General features: G+C 47.5%; 22 protein-coding genes and 8 pseudogenes. 22 read left to right on the top strand and 8 right to left on the bottom strand.

Annotation, left to right across the window (positions count from 1 at the left end):
• Positions 1-11: 11 nt before the first annotated feature.
• The 8 genes and pseudogenes from JCM16159_RS03070 to JCM16159_RS14075 all read left to right on the top strand — a co-directional run bounded on the left by JCM16159_RS03070 (position 12) and on the right by JCM16159_RS14075 (position 4482).
• Complete coding sequence (locus JCM16159_RS03070) at positions 12-833, top strand: [LysW]-aminoadipate/[LysW]-glutamate kinase (RefSeq protein WP_243665725.1); 822 nt, start codon at positions 12-14, stop codon at positions 831-833.
• Between the two features lie 84 nt (positions 834-917).
• Positions 918-1094: an alpha-aminoadipate/glutamate carrier protein LysW gene (gene lysW/argW / locus JCM16159_RS03065; RefSeq protein ID WP_054856924.1), complete on the top strand. Its 177-nt coding sequence runs from the start codon at positions 918-920 to the stop codon at positions 1092-1094.
• 10 nt (positions 1095-1104) lie between these two features.
• Positions 1105-1961: pseudogene (lysX, locus tag JCM16159_RS03060) on the top strand (lysine biosynthesis protein LysX).
• Positions 1962-1963: 2 nt separating this feature from the next.
• Positions 1964-2464 (top strand): M20/M25/M40 family metallo-hydrolase, encoded by a 501-nt coding sequence (locus tag JCM16159_RS18400; protein WP_367834243.1) that lies wholly within the window; start codon positions 1964-1966, stop codon positions 2462-2464.
• Positions 2419-3036: a M20/M25/M40 family metallo-hydrolase gene (locus JCM16159_RS03055; protein ID WP_367834242.1), complete on the top strand. Its 618-nt coding sequence runs from the start codon at positions 2419-2421 to the stop codon at positions 3034-3036. The genes JCM16159_RS18400 and JCM16159_RS03055 overlap by 46 nt, the downstream gene beginning before the upstream one ends.
• Before the next feature lie 68 nt (positions 3037-3104).
• Positions 3105-3878 (top strand): hypothetical protein, encoded by a 774-nt coding sequence (locus tag JCM16159_RS03050; protein WP_367834241.1) that lies wholly within the window; start codon positions 3105-3107, stop codon positions 3876-3878.
• The gene (locus tag JCM16159_RS18395; protein ID WP_367834240.1) at positions 3875-4039 is read left to right on the top strand and encodes a hypothetical protein; all 165 of its coding nucleotides are present in this window, start codon (positions 3875-3877) and stop codon (positions 4037-4039) included. Before JCM16159_RS03050 ends, JCM16159_RS18395 begins: the two co-directional genes overlap by 4 nt.
• A 5-nt stretch (positions 4040-4044) precedes the next feature.
• Entirely contained in the window at positions 4045-4482 is a 438-nt protein-coding gene (locus JCM16159_RS14075; protein ID WP_243665724.1) for a hypothetical protein, read from the top strand.
• On the opposite strand, the pseudogene JCM16159_RS03045 reads toward JCM16159_RS14075, so the two are convergent.
• Together JCM16159_RS03045 and JCM16159_RS03040 are read right to left on the bottom strand one after the other, a co-directional pair.
• A pseudogene (locus tag JCM16159_RS03045) lies at positions 4454-5546 on the bottom strand (aspartate aminotransferase family protein). The gene JCM16159_RS14075 and the pseudogene JCM16159_RS03045 overlap by 29 nt on opposite strands.
• A gap of 91 nt (positions 5547-5637) precedes the next feature.
• Positions 5638-6381 carry a RimK family alpha-L-glutamate ligase gene (locus tag JCM16159_RS03040; protein ID WP_054856923.1) on the bottom strand — a complete coding sequence of 248 codons (744 nt, stop codon included), beginning with the start codon at positions 6379-6381 and terminating at the stop codon, positions 5638-5640.
• A 217-nt stretch (positions 6382-6598) separates the two neighbouring features.
• On the opposite strand from JCM16159_RS03040, the gene JCM16159_RS03035 reads away from it, so the two are divergent.
• The 3 genes and pseudogenes from JCM16159_RS03035 (at position 6599) to argC (ending at position 8399) form a co-directional block, all read left to right on the top strand.
• Positions 6599-6997 (top strand): hypothetical protein, encoded by a 399-nt coding sequence (locus tag JCM16159_RS03035; RefSeq protein ID WP_243665723.1) that lies wholly within the window; start codon positions 6599-6601, stop codon positions 6995-6997.
• A 41-nt stretch (positions 6998-7038) separates the two neighbouring features.
• A complete protein-coding gene (locus JCM16159_RS03030) occupies positions 7039-7338 on the top strand; it encodes a hypothetical protein (protein WP_054856921.1) in 300 nt (99 codons plus the stop codon).
• Positions 7325-8399: pseudogene (gene argC / locus JCM16159_RS03025) on the top strand (N-acetyl-gamma-glutamyl-phosphate reductase). Before JCM16159_RS03030 ends, argC begins: the two are co-directional and overlap by 14 nt.
• 137 nt (positions 8400-8536) lie before the next feature.
• Here the strand turns inward: argC and JCM16159_RS18390 are convergent.
• Positions 8537-8758 (bottom strand): hypothetical protein, encoded by a 222-nt coding sequence (locus tag JCM16159_RS18390; protein WP_367834239.1) that lies wholly within the window; start codon positions 8756-8758, stop codon positions 8537-8539.
• Positions 8759-8791: 33 nt separating this feature from the next.
• On the opposite strand from JCM16159_RS18390, the gene JCM16159_RS18385 reads away from it, so the two are divergent.
• Positions 8792-8908: a hypothetical protein gene (locus JCM16159_RS18385; protein WP_367834238.1), complete on the top strand. Its 117-nt coding sequence runs from the start codon at positions 8792-8794 to the stop codon at positions 8906-8908.
• A gap of 5 nt (positions 8909-8913) precedes the next feature.
• Here JCM16159_RS18385 and JCM16159_RS03015 read toward each other — a convergent pair whose 3' ends face one another.
• Both JCM16159_RS03015 and thiC read right to left on the bottom strand, forming a co-directional pair.
• Positions 8914-9420 (bottom strand): hypothetical protein, encoded by a 507-nt coding sequence (locus JCM16159_RS03015; protein WP_054857060.1) that lies wholly within the window; start codon positions 9418-9420, stop codon positions 8914-8916.
• A pseudogene (gene thiC / locus JCM16159_RS03010) lies at positions 9413-10715 on the bottom strand (phosphomethylpyrimidine synthase ThiC). The gene JCM16159_RS03015 and the pseudogene thiC overlap by 8 nt, the downstream one beginning before the upstream one ends.
• Before the next feature lie 87 nt (positions 10716-10802).
• On the opposite strand from thiC, the gene JCM16159_RS03005 reads away from it, so the two are divergent.
• The 9 genes and pseudogenes from JCM16159_RS03005 (at position 10803) to purT (ending at position 17290) form a co-directional block, all read left to right on the top strand.
• Entirely contained in the window at positions 10803-11003 is a 201-nt protein-coding gene (locus tag JCM16159_RS03005) for a hypothetical protein (RefSeq protein WP_054856919.1), read from the top strand.
• A 333-nt stretch (positions 11004-11336) separates the two neighbouring features.
• Positions 11337-11531 (top strand): hypothetical protein, encoded by a 195-nt coding sequence (locus JCM16159_RS14065; protein ID WP_243665722.1) that lies wholly within the window; start codon positions 11337-11339, stop codon positions 11529-11531.
• Between the two features lie 41 nt (positions 11532-11572).
• On the top strand, positions 11573-12442 hold the full coding sequence (locus JCM16159_RS03000; protein WP_243665721.1) for an ATP-binding protein: 870 nt from the start codon (positions 11573-11575) through the stop codon (positions 12440-12442).
• Positions 12443-12860: 418 nt separating this feature from the next.
• The gene (locus JCM16159_RS02995) at positions 12861-13271 is read left to right on the top strand and encodes a PaREP1 family protein (RefSeq protein WP_054856918.1); all 411 of its coding nucleotides are present in this window, start codon (positions 12861-12863) and stop codon (positions 13269-13271) included.
• Between the two features lie 75 nt (positions 13272-13346).
• A pseudogene (pdxS, locus tag JCM16159_RS02990) lies at positions 13347-14370 on the top strand (pyridoxal 5'-phosphate synthase lyase subunit PdxS).
• Between the two features lie 2 nt (positions 14371-14372).
• Positions 14373-14985, top strand: a pseudogene (gene pdxT / locus JCM16159_RS02985) (pyridoxal 5'-phosphate synthase glutaminase subunit PdxT).
• 174 nt (positions 14986-15159) lie between these two features.
• Positions 15160-15432: a phosphoribosylformylglycinamidine synthase subunit PurS gene (locus tag JCM16159_RS02980; protein WP_054856917.1), complete on the top strand. Its 273-nt coding sequence runs from the start codon at positions 15160-15162 to the stop codon at positions 15430-15432.
• Positions 15425-16095, top strand: a pseudogene (gene purQ, locus JCM16159_RS02975) (phosphoribosylformylglycinamidine synthase subunit PurQ). The gene JCM16159_RS02980 and the pseudogene purQ overlap by 8 nt, the downstream one beginning before the upstream one ends.
• Positions 16095-17290: pseudogene (gene purT / locus JCM16159_RS02970) on the top strand (formate-dependent phosphoribosylglycinamide formyltransferase). The pseudogenes purQ and purT overlap by 1 nt, the downstream one beginning before the upstream one ends.
• A 520-nt stretch (positions 17291-17810) precedes the next feature.
• On the opposite strand, the gene JCM16159_RS02965 reads toward purT, so the two are convergent.
• A complete protein-coding gene (locus JCM16159_RS02965; protein WP_243665719.1) occupies positions 17811-18917 on the bottom strand; it encodes a phosphoribosylamine--glycine ligase in 1107 nt (368 codons plus the stop codon).
• Positions 18914-19129: a hypothetical protein gene (locus tag JCM16159_RS14055; RefSeq protein ID WP_243665845.1), complete on the bottom strand. Its 216-nt coding sequence runs from the start codon at positions 19127-19129 to the stop codon at positions 18914-18916. Before JCM16159_RS14055 ends, JCM16159_RS02965 begins: the two co-directional genes overlap by 4 nt.
• A gap of 288 nt (positions 19130-19417) precedes the next feature.
• Between JCM16159_RS14055 and purC the strand changes: the two genes are divergently transcribed.
• Positions 19418-20086, top strand: coding sequence for a phosphoribosylaminoimidazolesuccinocarboxamide synthase (gene purC / locus JCM16159_RS02960; RefSeq protein WP_243665718.1), 669 nt, complete (start codon positions 19418-19420; stop codon positions 20084-20086).
• Between the two features lie 46 nt (positions 20087-20132).
• Here purC and JCM16159_RS14050 read toward each other — a convergent pair whose 3' ends face one another.
• Complete coding sequence (locus JCM16159_RS14050) at positions 20133-20510, bottom strand: AIR synthase-related protein (RefSeq protein WP_243665717.1); 378 nt, start codon at positions 20508-20510, stop codon at positions 20133-20135.
• Between the last annotated feature and the right edge of the window lie 23 nt (positions 20511-20533).

Below are 20533 nucleotides of genomic sequence, written 5' to 3'. Positions count from 1 at the left end.
CCAGCCACTTAATGATGCTAATAATAGTGAAGGTGGGCGGATCTGTAATAAGGAAGGGGGTTGATAACCTCGTTAAAGAAGTACCTGGTTTAATCAATAATGGCCATAGGGTGATTCTAATTCATGGTGGTGGTTACTTTATAAATGAGTTAATGGAGAGAATGGGGCTTAAGCCCAAGTTCGTAACAAGCCCCAGCGGGGTTACGAGCAGGTACACAGATCAAGAGACTTTGCGTGCCTACGTCATGGGTATGATGTACCTAAATAAGGACTTGGTGAGTAGGTTACAGGGTGTTGGGGTTAATGCCATCGGGCTTTCTGGAGTTGACGGTGGCCTACTGAGGGCTAGGAGGAGGGAGTCCATGGTCATAATTGATGAGAGGGGTAGGGAGAGGGTTGTTGATGGTGGTTACACAGGTAAGATAGAAAGTGCGAATAAGGACTTCATAATGAAACTACTCAATGATGGTTTCACGCCGGTGATAGCGCCAATAGCCATGGATAATAAGACTGGTGGTCCATTAAATGTTGATGGAGACCAAGCACTCGAGATACTCTCACTCTTCTTAATGCCTAAATACGCGGTAATTCTTACGGATGTTGATGGTGTTCTCATAAATGGAAAGGTCATTAACAGGGTAAGCGCTGCTGAGGCGCAGGAGTTGTTTAAGAACCCGGAGGTTAGGGGTGGTATGAAGAGGAAGGTCTACACGGCGGCTCAATTGGCCAGTAAGGGCGTATACGCGATAATCTCCAATGGTGTGATCGATAAGCCAATTATGTCTGCTATTAATGGTGTTGGTACTCACGTGATCCCAACAGGTAATTCCTGAGAATATATATCCTGTCCATTGACTTATAAAACCTCCTGCTATTAGCCGCAATGCTTAAATAGGCTATATTCACGTAGTATCTCAATGCCAACAAAGGTTTCCTGCCAGGTCTGTGGGGCGGACATAGAAATACCAGATGATGTACTTGATGGTGAGTTGGTCAGTTGTCCAAGTTGTGGTCAGAAGTACCAGGTGGTTATTCAGAATGGCTTAATACAGCTGAAGCTGATTAAGGTTGAGGAGGAGGATTGGGGCGAATAATTGCTGAGGGGTGGTTCTGATTGAAGTCGTACACTTCCTCTACGATGCCATAAGGCTTGACGAGAAGCTGCTCATTAGGGAGTTCGATAATTTAGGCATTAATTACAGGCTTGTGAGTGCTGAGGACTTAACCTTTGAGTTTCCTGGAGCTAATGAGGTTGCCACAGCATTTATAAGGACTGTCAGTCAGCACAGGACTCAATTATTATCGCAATTGTATGAAGTCATTGGTGGTAGGTCAATAAATCCCTACATATCAATAATGATCGGCAATAACAAGGCGGTCACGCTGGCTATACTCAATCGATTTGGTGTTCCAATACCAAACACTATAGTGGCCTTATCCAGTGAGTCCGCGATGAAGGCCCTAGGCGTTGTTGGGTCCCCGGCCATTGTTAAGCCTGTCCACGGTTCCTGGGGAAGACTCGTAAGCCTAGTGGGTAGTACGGAGGATCTAATGCTCCTTGCAAGGCATAGAAGTTCCATGGAGAATCCCCAATATGAGACATATCTAGTTCAGGAGTTCATTAGGAAGCCCGGTAGGGACATTAGGGTGACTGTGGTTGGTGACGAGGCGGTGGCAGCGATTTATAGGTATGCGGTTAATGATGATTGGAGGACGAACACTGCGAGGGTGGTAAGGCGGAGGCCGTGAGGATTGACCCAGAGCTTGAGGACATAAGCGTCAAGGCTACTAGGGCCGTTGGTGCTTATTACGCGGGTGTTGATGTTGTTGAGTCTGACGGAGGTTATAAGGTCCTGGAGGTTAACACAGTGCCTGAGTTCAAGAATGTGCAGAGGGTGACGGGTGTTAATGTGGCTAGGCGAATAGCTGAGTTGGTAATGGGCGTTGTTAAGAGGGGTTGACAATGTTCAGTGACGAGGCCAAGTTAAAATTACTCATGGAGGCATTGAGTATTTACTCACCCACAGGTGACGAGCATGAGTTGGCGGAATTTCTTACGGAATTACTAATTATGAATGGTTTTGAGGCTAGAATTGACGAAGTTGGTAATGTAATCGCCATTAAGGGTGATGGAGAGCCCGTCCTATGGCTTCATGCTCACATGGATACGGTGCCTGGCTTCATAGAGGTTAGGCGTGAGGGTAATAAAATCATTGGTAGGGGGGCCAGCGATGATAAGGGCCCGTTAATGGCCATGTTACTGGCATTCATGGAGAGTGAATCGAGTAGAGGAACTCTCGTATTTACGGCCGTCGTACACGAGGAGGGTGATAGCCTAGGCACTAGGTATTTGATAAGTGGTAATCACGTGCGAGGCCCACGGGTATTATTGTTGGTGAGCCTACGGGGATTGATAAGGTGGTTGTCAAGTACAGGGGCGGTACTAGGCTTGAGGTTAATGTGAGGACTAGGGGCGGCCACGCGTCAAATCCAGACCTGGGCTCTAACTCCATACTCATTGCAATGAATGTGTACAGGGATTTGTGGAATACGTTAATGGCTGGTACATCCTACGAGAACTTTCTCGTGACGCCAACAATAATGAACTGTGGCGAGGCCGAGAACGTGATACCAAGTAACTGCAGGCTGATACTCGACGTTAGAATACCACCTGGGAAATCATGTAAGGATGTTGAGGCGGCAATTAATGAGTTACGGGGTAAGTATGGAGGATTAATCACCATAAGCATGAGGTGGTGCACCGAACCCGTCGAGGTTTCAATCAATAATACAAGCGCTAGGGCGGTGTCCAGGGCAATAATTAAGGTATTAGGTAAGGGACCCATCCCGGCCAGGAAATGGGGTACAAGTGATATGAATGACCTGGCATTACTGACAAAGAACATGGTTGCGTATGGGCCTGGCGATGGAGCGTACTCACACTCGTTTGAGGAATACATATTTGTTGATGATTACCTTAGGGCCATAGATATATATAAGCAGGCGATAGTTGAATTTATGAATATTTATAAATAGTATTATTTTTAAGCCATATTTATTATTGGGGGTAAAATTTATAAATTATTTATTTTACGAAAAACTGGGTGGTTCTAATTGAAGCGCTTAATAACCAGGGTTCACTAGCCCGGGAAAATAATGAGTTGTTAATACGACTATTGAAGCACGAGGGTATTGAGTACAAGGAGTTGGAGTATGTTGATCTTGATCAATGGCCCCTACCGCCTAGGTTAATAACTGATGGGATTAATATCGATCCAGAACCACCTGAGCGCTTGTTCATAACCGACACAACGTTTAGGGATGGGCAACAAGCCTTCTACGTTTATTACTCAATAAATGATGCTGTTAGATTGTTTAGGTTATTGGCTGATTTAGATAATGGAAGCGGCAAAATAACTAGGAGTGAGTTCTTCCTGTACACTGGTAGGGATAGGGAGCTTGTTAAGGCGGTTAGGGACTTAGGCCTTGAGTGGCCTAGGGTGATTGGTTGGGGCAGGGCTAGGGTTGAGGATGTGAGGCTCGTTAAGGAGGCAGGCCTTGACGAAATGGTCATGCTTATGTCGATATCTGACATACACATTAGGTATAAGTTCAATTCCACGAGGGATAGAGTCGTGGCTAAGTACCTAGAGGTTGCGGAGTATGCTTTGAAGGAGGGTATTAGGCTTAGGTGTTCCCTTGAGGACGTGACCAGGTCTGACGTGGTCGGCTTTGTAATACCCTTTGTGGAGAAGCTACTTAAGCTTGGGGAGAGATATGGTGTTGAGACCACGATAAAGCTTCCAGACACGACGGGCGTTGGCGTACCCTACCCATTCGCGCCACTGCCTATAGCATACCAAAGCTCGTGTGGGTGATTAGGAAGGTGTTGGGAATACCCAGCGAGTCCCTGGAGTTTCATGGCCACGGTGATTATTACATGGCAGTATCCAACGCAGTCGCTGCTTGGCTTTACGGTGCGTCCATAAACAATGGAACGCTATTGGGCATCGGAGAAAGGGCTGGTAATGTGCCATAGAGGCCTTGGTAATTTGGTATGCCAGGCTTAGGGGTTCCTTCGATGGAATGAATCCCAGGGTGATTAGTAAGATAGCCGAGGAATTCCGAAGTCTCAATTACCCAGTGCCGAGGTATCAACCATTGGTTGGCGAGAATGCCTTTACAACAGCAGCGGGTATACACGTCGATGCTCAATTGAAGAATCCAATGACGTATCTATCAATGGATCCCACCGTAATTGGTCGCGAGGCGAATATATTGGTTGGGCCGTACTCAGGCAGGTCATCGATAGAGTACTGGCTAAAGAAGCGTGGTATAGAACCAACACCGCAACTCATCGATGCAGTCTATAAGAGGATCATGCATCTTTACGATAATGGCTTAAGGAGGGAGCCGTTAGGTGATGAGGAATTGAATAACATACTTAATGACATCATGATGAGTCTGACAGGACAGACCTAAGAGCCCTAACTGCTGTCTCTAAATCCTCATCAGTTATGCAGTAAGGTGGTAGTAACCTCACGGTAGTCCCACCAGCAACACTTGCCAGTAGTCCAGCATTCATTAATTTATCAATGTATGGGTCAGCCCTCTTCTTAAGTTCAATACCCATCATAAGTCCCATGCCCTTAATTCTCAAGACTGTTTTCAAGCCATTAAGTTCATCCTCAAGTATCCTCATTAACTTATCACCAATAGCCCTCGCCCTATCAGGCACACCCTCATTAACCAGGACCTCAACCCCTGCCCTAGCCGCAGCCATAACAAGTGGATTACCTGCGAAGGTACTACCGTGCTCCCCAGGTTCGAAGACGTCACCGAACTCTCTCCTAACAACTGCCACCCCAATTGGTAAACCACCAGCTATTGACTTACCCGCCGTGAATATGTCAGGCTCTATGCCGTAGTTCTCAAAGGCCCAAGCACGCCCAGTCCTGCCAAACCCGGTCTGGACCTCATCAAATATAAGCAATACATTCCTCTCCCTCGTCACTTGCCTAAGGCCCTTAGGAACTCAGGCTTCGCTGGGTTAACACCGCCCTCGCCCTGTATTGGCTCAGCAATCACAGCTGCTAAGTCCTCAGTCACTAGCTTATCCACTTGGTCAACCGCGTTGAATGGCGCGAACCTGACCTTATATGGCATTGGTTCGAAGGCCTTCCTATACTTCTCATTACCGGTTACCGAGAGGGAACCATAGTCCTGCCGTGGAATGAATTCAGGAATGCCAAGAACTCAGCCTTTTTAGTAATTTTTCTCGCTATCTTAAGGGCGACCTCCACGGCCTCAGTACCGCTATTCTGTAGGAATACCTTGCCGAAACTACTCGGTACGACCCTCATGAACTCCCTAATGAACTCGGCCCTCGTCTCGTTATAGAAGGTCAGTGATACTGTGATTATTTTATCAAGTTGGTCCTTGATGGCGTTTATGATCCTTGGATTCCTATGACCGAGGAATGCAACGCCAAAGCCTGTGTGCATGTCCAGGTACTTATTATTGTTTGAGTCCCAAACATACTGCATGTAGCCCTTGACAATGTTTATGGGCTTCTTGCTGTAGTACCTAGCCAAGTACTCATCCTCAAACCTAAGTAGGTCATTGCTCATTGAGTGATCACCTCCTGGCAGTATTTATCACATACTCAGCTATTTTACGCGCAATATTAATGCCCGAGACACTCATGAGACCCTTAAACTCGGGTATTGCGTTGACCTCATTAACCATGTAACCAGTCTCATTGCTGTATAGTAGGTCGACGCCTGCGTAATCAAGGTCAAGGGCCTTCACGGCCTTAATGGCAATTTCGTAAGCGTCTGCACTAAGCTTGAGTGCGTGAGCAACCCCACCCCTGGCAACGTTGCTTCTCCAATCACCTGGGCTTGGTTTCCTAACCATCGACGCAACCACCTCATCACCAATTATAAAGACTCTGTAGTCAGTACCATCGCCAATGAATGGCTGAATCATGGCAATCTTTGAGTAGGCATCACCCACGGCCTTATGCTTAAGCAACAGTACTAACTCATCGTGATTGCCCACTAGGCTTACGAGTCTTCCCCAGGAACCGTGGACAGGCTTAACAATGGCCGGATAATTAACACCATCGCACTGCGTACCCACCGATAGTAAGAGCCTTGTTGGGACGGTGGGTATACCTGCCTTAGCCAGTGTTGAGATGGCAATGGCCTTATTCCATGAATTCTCTATGGCCAGTCCCTTATTAATAGTCTTAACACCTTGGATGTTTAGAATACGGGCAATTAAACCTGCCTTTGTATGGCTCATGGACCTCACGAGGACTGTGCCGAGGTCACCACCCCCATCATTAAGGTTAAGAGATATGTTATCAATATTCACTAAAGCAACGTTGGTGCCAAGTCCCTAAGCTCCTTAAGTATTAGCCTTTCCTCAATTCTCATTGTGTCATAAAGTATGGAAACCGTTCCATCACTCCCACAGGTTACCCACTAAATACACTATATAAACATTTCCTTTACTAACAATAACACGTTTATAACCCCTGAAATAGTAAAGAAAATATTTAAAAGCCTCATTGCTACGGTAAGCACGGGTGGTGGTCATTGAAGCAGGAACCACGGTCAACCAAGACGTCACGCTTGTACTCAGTAAGTACGGTCCAGTAGAGCAGAAAATACACAATGATCTAGTAAATAGGGGCTTCAGGGTTACCATAATAAATACTAGAGATGATGAAGTGAGGTGTAGGAATAGCAAGGCCGTGCTGCTCCTCGATGATACCTTTGAGGCCCTCGTAATATCCAGTTTGTTTGAGGATACGTTAAATCCACGTGGCGCCTACGTATTAGCTATTGACAGAGCCGCACTGTTTAGGGAACTCTCCAGGCTGGGTTACCCAACACCCGAGTTAAGTGTTGCGTTAAATCCCAACGTGGTTGGTAAGGTAATTAGGGGCTTGGCAGGGCTTATCTGGCTACGCCATCACCGGCGTTAAATCTCGATGGTTTAGTAACCACGTGGGAAGGTGGTAAATCAGTGGCTGAGCATAGGATGTACATGGCTAATCCACTGGCCAGAATTAACATGGTTATTAAGGCGCCAGACAAAATCATCGACGTTCAAGTCATCGGTGATGAGTGTATTGGTTGTGGCGACCTAAAGCCCTGGGTTTTGAAGCTTTCAAGGGACATCGGGTGCATTATGTGTACGTACACAATAGGCGCCTACGGTAATGAGCACCTAATCCTTGGTGTAGAACCCAGGATTGAATTAACAATGGGCGTCGTGAATAACGTGGTGAACACAATAGTGAGGTGGTTCAATGGTGAGTGGTAAGTACAAGGCATGCGTCGTAGGGGCCAGCGGGGTCACCGGCGGTGAGTTACTTAGGTTATTGCTTAACCACCCGGGTATTGAACTTGCCTGCGCAACCTCGAGGGAGTTTAAGGGCGAGTACATATTTAGGGTTCACCCAAACCTTAGGGGCAGGACAAACCTAACTTTCAGCGACTCCGCGATTGATGTTGTGTTCAAAAAGGAGGCTGACGTGGTATTCCTGGCGCTGCCGCATGGCAGAGTGTTGAGTGGGTTCCAAAGCTCTATGAGGTTGGACTAACCGTAATTGACCTATCCGCGGACTACAGACTTAAGGACCCAAACGCCTACGTTGAGTGGTACGGGTGGGAGAAGCCACACCCATACCCAGACCTGCTTAAGAAGGCCGTTTATGGGCTTCCCGAGTTACATAGGGAGGAGTTGAGAAACGCCAAGTTAATAGCCGTGCCTGGATGCATGGCAACCGCAGCCATAATATCCCTAGCACCTATGGTGAAGGCAAGCCTCGTGGATACAGAGAGGATTGTGGTTGACGCGAAGATATCGAGCTCAGGCGCCGGCGCGCACGCGCCTAGGCTCGACCTACACCCCTTCAGGACATACGTGATTAGGCCCTACGAGGTTGTTCACCACAGGCACACGGCAGAGATAGAGCAGGAACTGAGCCTACTAATTAATAAGCAGGTACGCGTGGCATTCACCCCACACGCCGTAGACCTAGTCAGGGGGATACTAACCACGGCACACACGTGGTTAATAAAGCCCGTGCAGGAACCCGACGTGTGGAAGGTCATTAGGACCATGTACAGTAATGAACCATTCATCAGGATTGTTAAGGATAGAGCAGGCTTTCAGAGGTATCCAGACGTTAAGTACGTGATAGGGTCGAACCTAGTTGACATAGGTTTCGAAATAGACAATAGGCTAAACAGGCTTGTGATCCTAGCCGCAATAGACAACCTAATGAAGGGCGCGTCGGGACAAGCAGTGCAGGCAATGAACGTGGCCCTAGCTTCCCCGAAACAACCGCACTAGAGCATGTTCCACTCTATCCCGTTTAGCACTAATTAAAGCACAAACCACTTTTTAAGTTAAGGCTTTATACTGAGTGTAGAGTGATTTCGACAACGTCAATACCTAAGAGCTTAATTAATGAGACCATGAAGAGGGGTATTGACATAATTGAATTGACATAATATCATAAGGTATTAAACCTAGAAGTGAGCGATCTAAGGTTCACCTTGAACTTGCCGAGAGGTTCCTGAGGTAGGGCGTTGAATTGGTCAGTAGGGACCCCGTGCAGATCGGTGGGAAGCTCTACAAGGCCGCTGAGGAGGCCATTAAGCAATGGCCATAGCCTAGGCCCAGGGAGGTAAACAACAACGTTGCTATTCGACGCCGTGAGCTCAATAAGTAGCAAGCCCAATAGGGGGTTAGGCTTTGGTGGAGTAGGGTGTGGTTTCTGCATATAGAGGGATTCCATGAGGCAAGGTTGAAGCCGAGGCAGATTAGGGAGGATGTAGGATACGTGGAGGACTTAGTAAAACTTGCAAGAAGTATTGTGAAATAGCACCACTAGGTCCTTGGTGCATCGCCTTTACCAGCCCTGGCGAGGCTACTCCTATATTCAAGGCTATGTTTTGCCAACTCCTCGAGTGCCTCGGGGTTTTTCCTGACCAACTCCTCAACGATCGATAAGTATCTAGCGACTCTCACGGCATTCGGCGATATTTCCCTAAGTTCTTCGCCGTCAAGTACCACGTAGTGCCTTCTGGGTATGTCCTCATTAAGTATGTACTCAGCCTCGTTGACCGATGCATGAAGCAGTGCGCAGTGTGGGCTTCCATCTATTGAGACCACAGTTATTAACCTTGGCCTTGATGACCGAATCATGCTCGCCATCTTGCCATAGAGCGCTGGGTGCTCACGCTCAGGGCAGGCGAGCAGCACCACCTTATCCCTCGAAATCTCTTGATAGAGTTTCGGGTTTACGAAGGGTAGGCAAGCGGCGATTATGGCAACATCAGCGTCTCTTAACCTGCTTGCCTTAACCCACGTGCTCCATAACCAAGCCTCACTCATCAACTTCACCTCTGATCTTCTTCACCTGCTGCATCACCATGAGCATTGGGCAGTAACCACCACACATCGTGCAACCCTTAACCCTGGGCTCTCCGTACTGCGTATACACGGCCCAGGCCCTATCCGGATCTATTAATTTGGATATCATTTCCCTCCACATAAGCTTACCTCTGAACCTACTGACCTCATCATCCCAGGCCCTGGCCCTCCTGCCAAGCTTTATTGTGTCCGCCACGTGGGCCGCCACCTTAAAGGCTATCGCACCATCCTCAACCTGCCTTGGCGTTGGTAAGCCCAGGTGCTCAGCAGGCGTTAGGTAGCATAGTAAGTCCGCGCCAGCCGCCCCGCAATTGCTGCGCCAATAGCGCCAGCGATGTGGTCATAGGGAGCAGCCACATCGGTAGGTAATGGACCTAAGACGTAATATGGCGCACCATCGGTGAGCCTTTTCATTAACTTAACATCCCATACGATCTCGTTTAATGGCACGTGCCAGGGCCTTCAACCATTACCTGAACCCCCGCCTTTCTAGCCCTTTTCACGAGTCTCGAGGCCTCGATTAGTTCCGCTACGTGAAATTCGTCGTGGCTATCCGCCGTGGCGCCCGGGCGTAGGGCATCACCTATTGAGATGGCCGCATCGTACTCCCTGAAGAGCTCAAGAACGTAGTCCCACCTGGTGTAAAATGGGTTCTCGGCATTGTTGTGGAGCATCCACCCAATCAGCATATCGCCACCTCTGGAGATGATGGGTATGACCCTATCGCCTTTAAGGGCCTTAATTGCCAATTCTCTAGTAACGGCTGCATGTATCGTCATGAAGGCAACCCCATCCCTTAAATGTCTCTCAACCATATCAAAGAGCTCATCCTCCGTAAAGTAGGCCCCACCGCCCTTCTTCTTGAATGAGTCTATGAATGCTTGGTAAGTTGGCACGGTACCAACCGGTAGCTTTGACTCCCTAATGATTGCCCTGCGTATCTCGTCTAAATCCCCACCCGTTGATAGGTCCATTAATGTGTCACCCCACTTATTGGCAATCCTAACCTTCTCAAGCTCGGCCTCAAGACTCACGACCTCGCTTGACGTGCCTATATTAACATTAACCTTAGTCGTTAACCCAAGACCAACCGCACTAACTTTATCGGGTAACTTAACGTTCCTAATAAGTATTGCCCTACCGCTCGCTATCCTCCTAGCCAGCTTGCCCTCATCAACACCCTCACGCCTAGCCACATCCTTGACCTCATCGGAGACCCTACCCTCCCTAACCTCCTCGATTACCGTCTTAGCCATTAATAACATACTTATTATCCTATTATTAAGCTTTTATTGAACATACCCTACAAACCCTTTTAAGGCAATTACGCAATAATTAGCTACGTGGAGGAACCGCCTAAGTTAATCAATGAGGAGATAGAAAGAGAGGCGGCCCAGAGGCTTGATCCTAGGGATAGGGTTGACGTATACCTGAAGATTCATGAGGAATTACTTAGTCATAGTGGTGATGAGTATACCAAGGGCGACTTAGTTCAGGCAGGCGGAAAATATTGGAGCCACGACAACGTTACTCAATGCAATTAGTGAATTAAGGGGTTGGGGGTGCCGCAGCAGGGACTACGACATAATCGTAGAGAACCTGTATAAAGAATTTCCATGCAAACTTATACTACAATTTCATGGGTAAAATATACCTTTGACCTACATAGGAGGGCTGCATTAAGGTTAAGGGAAGTTGAAAGATTTAATAACGAAGTCTTAATTTTTAATACCTACAACCGTCTCATTAAGCATTTAGGGAGCAAGCTTCATAACCCTATTCAGTAACTGAATACCCTCACGTACATTAATCGTTGATGTTTAATGCATTTATGCGCAATTAATTTATAATAGGGTATTCAGTTACTGAATAGGGTTATGTTATTTGAGTTATATCCTAAGGAGTCGAGGAGGGAGTTATTCAGTAGGGATGATGTTATTGATTATATTAAGAGACAGATCCATGCAGGTAATTGGGTAGTTATCACGGGGCAGAGGATGATTGGCAAGACCAGCGTTGTTAAGGTTGTGTTAAATGAGTTAGCCTCAGAGGGTTCAGGACCATGTACATAAATCTCCAGGGTGTTAATTCCCTTAAAACATTGCTTAAAATCATGGTTAATGAGGCTAATAGAAGCTCATTATTCAGGGATATCGACGCCTCGGTAAACCTGAACATAGGGCCCCTTGGCATAACTGTAAGGAAGGGGGCGAGGCCCATGCCGACACTGCTTGAATTCCTATTATCAATGAGGAAGGATACCGTCATAGCGCTGGATGAGGTTCAGGACCTGGCGTCCGCATCACCGCAATTACTTAAAATACTGGGTAACGCCCATTCATCAAACCCTAGAATCCGCTTCATATTAACGGGATCCTACGTAGGCTTAGTAAGGGCGCTACTGGAGCCTTCGCCAACATCACCCCTATACGGCAGGCTCCCTGTGGAGGTTAGGTTAAGGCCATTCACCCACGATCAATCCAAGGCATTCCTAATGAGGGGGTTTAGTGAACTAGGGATGAGCTTCAACGAATACGATAAGGTAGTCAACCTACTCGACGGCATAGTGGGCTGGTTAACACTATTCGGCAACCTACACGGCATAAGAGGGCTATCCCTAGATGACGCATTAAGTAAAGTGATTGAGGAGGGTTCCAAAATAATGCTTAACGAACTCGACAACTTCCTGAAAGGCAGGGCGAACAAGAGGCTATACCTAGCCATCCTAGAGGCCCTTAAACACGTCAATAGGTGGCGCGATATAAAGGCATACGCATCCTTCCTAATCGGGCATGAAATCGACGACAGAACCCTAGATAATGCATTAACAGCATTAATCAGATTCAACCTAGTTGAAAAGCATAGCGAAGGCATATATAGGATAATAGACCCCATCCTAGAACATGAACTTCATGAACCTAACCAAATAGATAATGGTGAAAACCAAGATAACCACCAGATATTATATAGTATCAGGCATTAAAAATGAATAAACCCCATAACCATATAGATACTGCTGTAACGCAGTTAAGTATATACGATAACCACCATATGTATACAATTCCACAAATATAATATATCAATATGTTGAATCATCCCTTACACACTATAGTTTATACCACCTTAGCGGGGTATCTAGTCCTTGCGACAGGACGCCCCCACCAAACAAGTAACCAAACATCATGTTTACTGGAATGGACTTAGGGACCTTTGATAGACGTAGCTAATCACTAAGTTTGTAAAGTCGGTAGGAATAATCGGCGACCGCGACCTAATGGCCAGGTTAAATATGAAGATTGAAGACACGGGTTAAGTTGATTTAAGGGGGTTTAAAACAGTACTCACATTAATAATCAATATAGTGCATTTAGGTTTTTAAACCAGGTACAGACACTTGGTAAGTGTCATTAACACTCCCACCCACTATAATGGAGCTACTTAGGGAGTTGGCTAACGGCAGGGATGTTGAGGAGTTTATAGCCGATTTAGTGGCCGAGAGGCTTGATACTCAACGTAGGGTTGAGTTGTACCTGAGGCTTCACGAAGATTACCTCAGGGCTGCTGAGGAATTGTATAATAAGGGCGACCTTGCCCAGGCCGGCGAGAAGTACTGGGGCGCGGTTACGGCACTGCTCAACGCCATAGACGAGTCAAGGGGCTGGGAACACTACAGCCACAGGGACTACGACGTAATAATCAATAGATTATTTAGGGAGACTAATGATGGGGAATTACTACTTTACTTCGGAGCCGCCGAGCGTTTGCACGTAAACTTCTACCATAACTTCATGACGAAGGATTTGTTAAAATAACGTTGACGATGCATTGCCTACCGCATTATTAAACGTTTAATAATCTATAAATAACCCCGAACAAGCCCAGTTTTGATGTCGGTATCACCCTCCTTCGAGTACCTCGAGAAGCTCAGAGACTTCTTCTACGGTATGTTGGAATTGAGGGATAGGCTCAGGGAGAGGGGCTTTAACTGGCCTAGGCCTTATGAGATGGATGGCATCGTTACCGGCACGGTGAAGGTCAAGGTAGGCTTCCCATCAATGCTCAGGAATGGCGTCATAATGGACGTAACCAATGTAGAGCAGGCTCAGATTGCCGAGGAGGCGGGCGCCGTCGGCGTGATGGTTCTCGATAAACTGCCTTACGATGTTCGTAGGGCGGGTGGTGTGGCTAGGATGGCTGATGTTAAGGTTATTGAGGACGTAATGAGGCATATAACGATCCCGGTATCTGCGAAGGTGAGGATTGGTCATTACTACGAGGCCTTCATACTTGAACAAATAGGCGTTGACTTAATAGATGAGTCCGAGGTATTAACACCAGTCGACGAACAACACCACATCAATAAGTGGTTGTTCGCGGTACCCTTCGTCAACGGATGCCGCGAGTTATGCGAGGCACTTAGAAGGATTAGCGAGGGTGCGTCAATGATTAGGTCCAAGGGCGAGGCGGGCACGGGAAACGTCAGTGAGGCTGTTAAGCACTTCAAGGTTCTCTACAAGGCAATTAATGAGTTATACGCAGCCTATAGGGATGGTGATGAGGAGAAGTTGAGGACTTCGCCAGGCAGTGCCAGGTATCCATTGAGTTGGTGACCTTAACGGCTAGGATGGGTAGGTTACCGGTGATAACGTTCGCCGCGGGCGGTATAGCCACGTCGGCCGATGCGGCATTAATGATGTGGCTTGGCGCCGACGGCGTCTTCGTAGGCTCGGGCATCTTCAAGAGCCAGGACCCAAGGGAGAGGCTGAGGCCATTGTGTTAGCCACCGCACATTGGGACGATCCCGAAACGGTGATTGATGCCCAGAGGATGGTTAGTGAGAAGGCATCAATGATGGGCATAGACGTTAAGTCCCTGAAGCCCGAGGAATTACTTCAGGTAAGGGGTGTTTAGGCGTGAAGGTCGGCGTACTCGCATTGCAGGGTGATGTTGAGGAGCACGAGTATGCCATTAGGAGGGCGGCTGATGAGTTAAAGATCAACGTTGATGTCGTTAGGGTTAAGAAGGCCGAGCACCTAAACGGCCTAAACGCCCTAGTGATACCAGGCGGTGAGTCAACCACAATAGGCTCATTGGCCAGGCGCAACGGCCTTCTTGATAGGCTTAGGGGCTTAACAATCAATGGACTACCGATGCTGGGCACGTGCGCCGGCGCATATTCATGGCCAGGGAGGTCAGGGACTCCGTGGTTGGTGAGACTGGTCAGCCAATACTCGGTGTCATGGATATAGCCGTGGTTAGGAACGCCTTCGGTAGGCAGGGGGACTCCTTTGAGACGGACGTAACTATTGAAGGTGTTGGCACGGTAAGGGCAGTCTTCATTAGGCGCCAGCCATAGTGAGGGTTTGGGGCAATGCAAGGGCGTTGGCTAGCGTTAGGCACCCAAGGCTGGGTAGCGTCATTGCTGCGGCCCAGGAAGACCACATGCTGGCGACAGCCTTCCACCCAGAACTAACGACAACGGCGGTACATAAGTACTTACTCGAATTGGCGTTGGGTAAGCATTGAGTCAGTGTAATAAATTAAAGCGCCATCGTCTAAATTTTCAATTTCATTAATAATGATGTTTTTAACAAATTTAATGGTGCATCGGCTCTCAATTATTGTTTAAATAATTAATTAAACAATAACCGGTATTCTTCAAGGGAAATCTTTAAATATTTTTAATCATTTAATTAATCAATGAGTAACGTATCGAATAAGTACTTGGTTCATACGGCTATTGTACTTAAGGGCGTTCGAGACCCTGAGGGCGAGACCATACTTAAGGACCTTGTTTCAATCAGTGGTTTTAGTAATGTTAATAAGGTCATCAGCGGTAAGTACCTTGGCTTCATTGTTGATGCGAAGGATGGTGCGGAGGCCGTAGACTACGTTAGGGAAGTTTGTGAGAAGGCTAGGATATTTAACCCAACGGTCCATAGATTGCTAATACTGGGTGTTGAGAATGCCTAGGGCGGCTGTTATTAAGTTTCCAGGTACTAATGGTGACCTAGACGTAATTCACATTCTTAAGAACGTGGTTCACATCAACGCCGAGCTGGTTTGGCATGAAGATTTTAGACACGGCATATATGATGCCGTTATAATACCTGGAGGCTTTAGCTATGGGGATTGGCTAAGGGCTGGCGCAATCGCTGCCAGGTCAAGGGCGATGAAGGAAATAATCATGGATGCGGAGGATGGTGTACCCGTACTTGGCATATGTAATGGCTTTCAAACACTCGTCGAGGCCGGATTACTACCTGGGGCATTACTACCCAACGATCCGCCCAGGTTCATAGCCAAGTGGGTTTGGGTCAAGGTCAACGACATTAAGACACCCTTTACTAAGTTATACTCACTTGATGAGGTGGTTTCAATGCCCATAGCCCACGGCGAAGGTAGATATTTCATAGATAGCGTCGACGAGGTCAGGGTGGCTTTCACGTACTACGGCGAGAATCCAAACGGCTCAGTGGCCTCGATAGCCGGTGTGGTTAATTACGAGGCAACGTCCTCGGTCTCATGCCGCACCCAGAGAGGTCGGCGGAAGCCGTACTAACCCCAAGGGGCTTCGTGCCTGGTGGGTTAAAGCTTTGGCTTAGTCTTAAGGATAGTCTCGTGGGTGGTTGGTGATGGAGATTGGTCCACCACTACTTATGGGTTCCAAGAAGATAATGCTGTTGGGTAGTGGTGAGTTGGGTAAGGAGATGGCTATTGAGGCACAGCGAATGGGTGCCGAGGTTATCGTTATCGATAGATATGACATGGCCCCGGCAATGCACGTTGCTCATAGGAAGTACGTGATTAATATGCTCGATAAAAACGCCATTAAGGCGTTGGTGCATAGGGAGGGCCCCGATGCGATTATTGCCGAGATAGAGGCAGTAAACACCGACGCTATCGTGGAACTGGAGGAGGAGGGCTTTAGAGTTGTGCCCAACGCCAGGGCCGTTAAGATCTGCATGGATAGGATTGAGTTGAGGAGACTGGCTGCGGAGAAGCTTCAATTACCAACCACTAGGTATTTCTTTGCGGAGAGTGTTGAGGATGTGAAGAGGGCGTGCAAGGACTTGGGCTTCCCATGCCTACTAAAGCCGGAAATGAGTTCCAGCGGGCATGGGCACGTGCTCATCAATAAGTATGATGATGTCGAGCGAGGCTTCAAGGAGGCCCTTGCCCATGCGAGGGGTAGTGGTAGTAAGGTTGTGGTTGAGGAGTACGTGAAGATTGATAGAGAGTTAACAGTACTAACCTATAGGTACCTGCTGGGCAATAATGTGGTGACTAACACGGTATTACCTATAGAGCATCAGAGGCCTGAGGGTGTTTATTACTACGTTGAGTCCTGGCACCCAACCACGGTGAGTGAGGAAATAATGAGGAGGCTAGGGATTACGCCATTAGGCTCGTCAATGAGTTGGGAGGGCTTGGGATATACGGTGTGGAAATACTCATAACTAGGGATGGCAGGGTACTATTCAGCGAGGCGGCGCCGAGGCCCCACGACACTGGCCTCGTCACGTTAGTCAGCACGGATATAAACGAGTTTCAGATACACGTGAGAAGCGCCCTTGGGCTACCAACGCCTGAGGTTAAGTTAGTAACGCCGGCTGCGGCCCACGTAGTGCTCGCGAATACCGAGACCTGGGCGCCTAGGGTCGTAGGGCTTGAGGAGGCGCTGAGGATACCCGGGGTCCAGGTTAGGTTATTCGGGAAGCCCTTCACATATAGGCATAGGAGGATGGGTATCGTGCTAGCCACGGGAAGTACAGTACAAGAGGCCAGGGAGAAGGCTAGATTAGCGGCGTCACTAATTAAGGTTAGGTAAAGGATAAATCAGGTTCGAATATTTTGAAGAATAAAACTAATATTCATTATTTTAAGAGATCCCCTGAGAGCTTTGACGATATACCTTTGTTTCTCTCCCAACAAAAATTAGAGGTATTGGGCCTGTAATCAATGTAATTGGTGGTAGGACCGGCGTCCTAGTAACGACTTTTATATTCCCAACGTTCTTCGTTATCGGTTCATACACGGTCTACCTATTCCTTGGTATGGCTTCGGTAATAGGCGCCGTGCTGACCTTGGCCTTGATGTTCGAAACGAGGGGCTAGGGCCTGAGGATAAATTATTGTGGGTAAAAACAGTTGTGCAGAATTATGTGAATAAGTATTTATGATGGTTTGTTGCCAGTCAAGTACGGGGCTTGGCACCTACTTGTTGTTCAGCGATGGTTTGCCTATTACACCTCCGCATGGTGCTTAACGTACTGCGGCATGTCTCTATTCAATGGCGCGCTTATGCATAGTCGTATATGGTGATTTCACCGCCAGGTACCCAATCAATCCTCACCCTGCCAACCCACGTTCTCTTCTCCATCTATAGACCGCCCTGACGCGCTCGGCATCCCTGATCCTCTTCTCAATTAATTCCCTACCCCCTATATCCCGCCTATGTATTAATTGCCAATCAGGTGACTTGATACTGTCTACGCAATTCTCGATTCTTTCATAGGCCTCCTCATACGTTCTGCCCACGACGAGTACCTCGACGGCTCTAGAACCCAGGGTTTTGTAAAGCCCACCCTCCTCAACTACTGAGCCAAAGTAAACCTCACAACCCAACTTCCTTATTTTATCCATGTCCATGGTTATTGTTCTTCCACGTGCCAATTCCCTACTGTGCGGGTAGCCCAGGGGCACCACGGCCTTCGAGATCGCGACAACGCCCTCCCTAAATGAGTACTTGACGCTTGATAACCTACCATTCACCGCAGCCTCGATGATTTCAAGTAAGTCACCGTTAAGCATTGCCAATGCATTGAGGACCTCTGGGTCACCAAACCTACTGTAGTACTCGATGAGTGTTGGCCCGTACGTCGTGAGCATGAATTGGCCACTCAATACACCAGTGTACCTAAGGCCAATCTCACGTTGTAACGCGTCCAAAGTTCTCCTCATTATTTCTATGCTCTCCCCATACTCTTCCTGAGTTAAAAATGGCAGTGTGGGTCCTGGACCGACTATGGTCCCCATCCCACCACACTCGGGGCCTATGTCATGGTCAAACACATGTGGGTGGTCTTGGATTGGTGGTAGGGCTATGATGGATTTACCGTCGGTGATCACTTGAATCGTGTACTCAACTCCACTCACTGCCTCTTCGATGACTATTAAATCATCGATATCGCCGTATGCCTTAACATCGCTTGACGCTGCAATTACCTGGGTAGCCTTAGCCTTATTGAGGCTGTCCCTAAGGTAGGCCTGCCTATCCCAGAATACCCTAACGCCCTTACCACCGCTTTGTCTGGCCGGCTTTATCGCGACGGAACCTGCACTGGATACGTATTGCAATGCCTCGTTAATGTCCCTAAACGCCCTAAAGGCTATCCTACCCGGTATCCTATACTTCCACATTAGATTCCTCGCAAAGGCCTTGCTCTGTTCTATCATGCTAGCAACTTAGGAACCCCGAAGGTGGGTATGCCAAGCTCGATAGCCTTATCGGCAACGCCGGCGAACTGTGGTTCCTCGGGCCCTATAACCACGATGTCGGGATTAACCCTATTAACGGTATCGATCAAGCCACTTGGATCTAGCCTAGACTTAATTAACTCACCGCCCGTTTTCTCCGCGATCCTTTTGATTCCAGGATTTTCATGCATTACCAACGCGCTTATCCTAGCTCGTGAACGCTCGAACTAAGCCTTGCGGCCAGGGCATGTTCCCTCGCGCCATCACCCACGATTAGGACCTTGCTCCTTATCATAATTAATTAAATTAATTGCGTACCCCTTAATAATTGTTATTCTTAAATTGTTTAATCAAATAATTAAACATATTGTTAAAATAATTAGTTAAACAATAAAGGTGGTTAATCACGGTATTAGCCTAGGTATTTATTTAATCAATTAAGTAAACCTTAAATAACCGGTGCCAGATTTAGATTATGTATGGCTAGTAATTGGGTTGGGGAGTTGATATATGAGGGTAAGGCCAAGAGGGTTTACAGGGTTAATGATGAGCTTCTCATCATGGAATTTAAGGATGAAGTCACGGCATTCGACGGCGCCAGGAAGGAGCGAGCGCCTGGTAAGGGTAGGTTAGCCGCGGCCCAGACAGTATTCCTCATGAGATTACTGAGTAAATACGGTATTAGAAATCACTTGGTTGATTGGGATGGCGATAGGAAAATATTGGTGAGGGGCCTTAGGATGATACCAATAGAGGTTATTGTAAGGAATTATGCATACGGTTCATTCCTAAAGAGAATGCCTCTAGTAAAGCCAATGACGAGGTTCAGCAAGCCCCTCGTTGAGTTTCACCTGAAGAGTGACGAGCTTCACGACCCATTAATAACCACTGACGATATAATAGAGGCTGGCCTAACGAGGCAGGAGCAGTTGAATGAGATAATGGGCATTGCGTTAAGGATTAATGAGATTTTGAGCAACTACATGGTGAGTAGGGGATTAACACTCGTAGATTTTAAACTGGAGTTTGGCTTTGATAAATCAGGTAACTTGGTTCTCGCTGATGAGATGAGCGGTGATACCATGAGGATACTAATCAACGGCAGGCACTTGGATAAGGAATTATTTAGGAGGGGCGCCTCAGCCTAGACGTGGTCAGAGCCTATGAAGAGATGAATAGGCTACTCGGCATATCCTAAAGCCTCACCCTAGGGCCGCCTGGTATTAAAATATCAATACCACCACCATTAATGACCCTACCAAGGACCCAATGGTTAAGGCCCAGCGTCTCAATCACCCTGACAACTTCCTTCGCGTATTCCTCACTCGTCAAAACCACGAGTCCAACGCCCATGTTAAATACTCTATACATTTCACTCCACTCAATATTGCCTGAGTCCTTAATTACTTTAAAGATGCATGGCGGTTCAGGGACCTCGAGCTCAACGCCTAAATCACCAATAACGCGCCTCAACTTAGTAAATCCCCCACCTGTCACGTGGACTGCAGCCTTGATTAACCCACGGCTATAAAGCTCAATCAACAAGTCCCCGTAGTAGGCCGTTGGTTTCAATAACCAATTGGCTAATTCATCGC

The organism is Vulcanisaeta sp. JCM 16159 (assembly GCF_001316265.1).
Classification (GTDB): domain Archaea; phylum Thermoproteota; class Thermoprotei; order Thermoproteales; family Thermocladiaceae; genus Vulcanisaeta.
This window is presented reverse-complemented; position numbering and strand designations above follow the sequence as displayed.

Coding starts and splice junctions, on each gene's coding strand:
- JCM16159_RS14055 (WP_243665845.1), bottom strand. CDS start 19,129: ATGCATGAAAATCCTGGAATCAAAAGGATCGCGGAGAAAACGGGCGGT.
- JCM16159_RS03070 (WP_243665725.1), top strand. CDS start 12: ATGATGCTAATAATAGTGAAGGTGGGCGGATCTGTAATAAGGAAGGGG.
- JCM16159_RS02980 (WP_054856917.1), top strand. CDS start 15,160: ATGAGTAACGTATCGAATAAGTACTTGGTTCATACGGCTATTGTACTT.
- JCM16159_RS03015 (WP_054857060.1), bottom strand. CDS start 9,420: ATGAGTGAGGCTTGGTTATGGAGCACGTGGGTTAAGGCAAGCAGGTTA.
- JCM16159_RS18400 (WP_367834243.1), top strand. CDS start 1,964: ATGTTCAGTGACGAGGCCAAGTTAAAATTACTCATGGAGGCATTGAGT.
- JCM16159_RS14065 (WP_243665722.1), top strand. CDS start 11,337: ATGTTATTTGAGTTATATCCTAAGGAGTCGAGGAGGGAGTTATTCAGT.
- JCM16159_RS02965 (WP_243665719.1), bottom strand. CDS start 18,917: ATGATAGAACAGAGCAAGGCCTTTGCGAGGAATCTAATGTGGAAGTAT.
- purC (WP_243665718.1), top strand. CDS start 19,418: ATGGCTAGTAATTGGGTTGGGGAGTTGATATATGAGGGTAAGGCCAAG.
- JCM16159_RS03000 (WP_243665721.1), top strand. CDS start 11,573: ATGGTTAATGAGGCTAATAGAAGCTCATTATTCAGGGATATCGACGCC.
- lysW/argW (WP_054856924.1), top strand. CDS start 918: ATGCCAACAAAGGTTTCCTGCCAGGTCTGTGGGGCGGACATAGAAATA.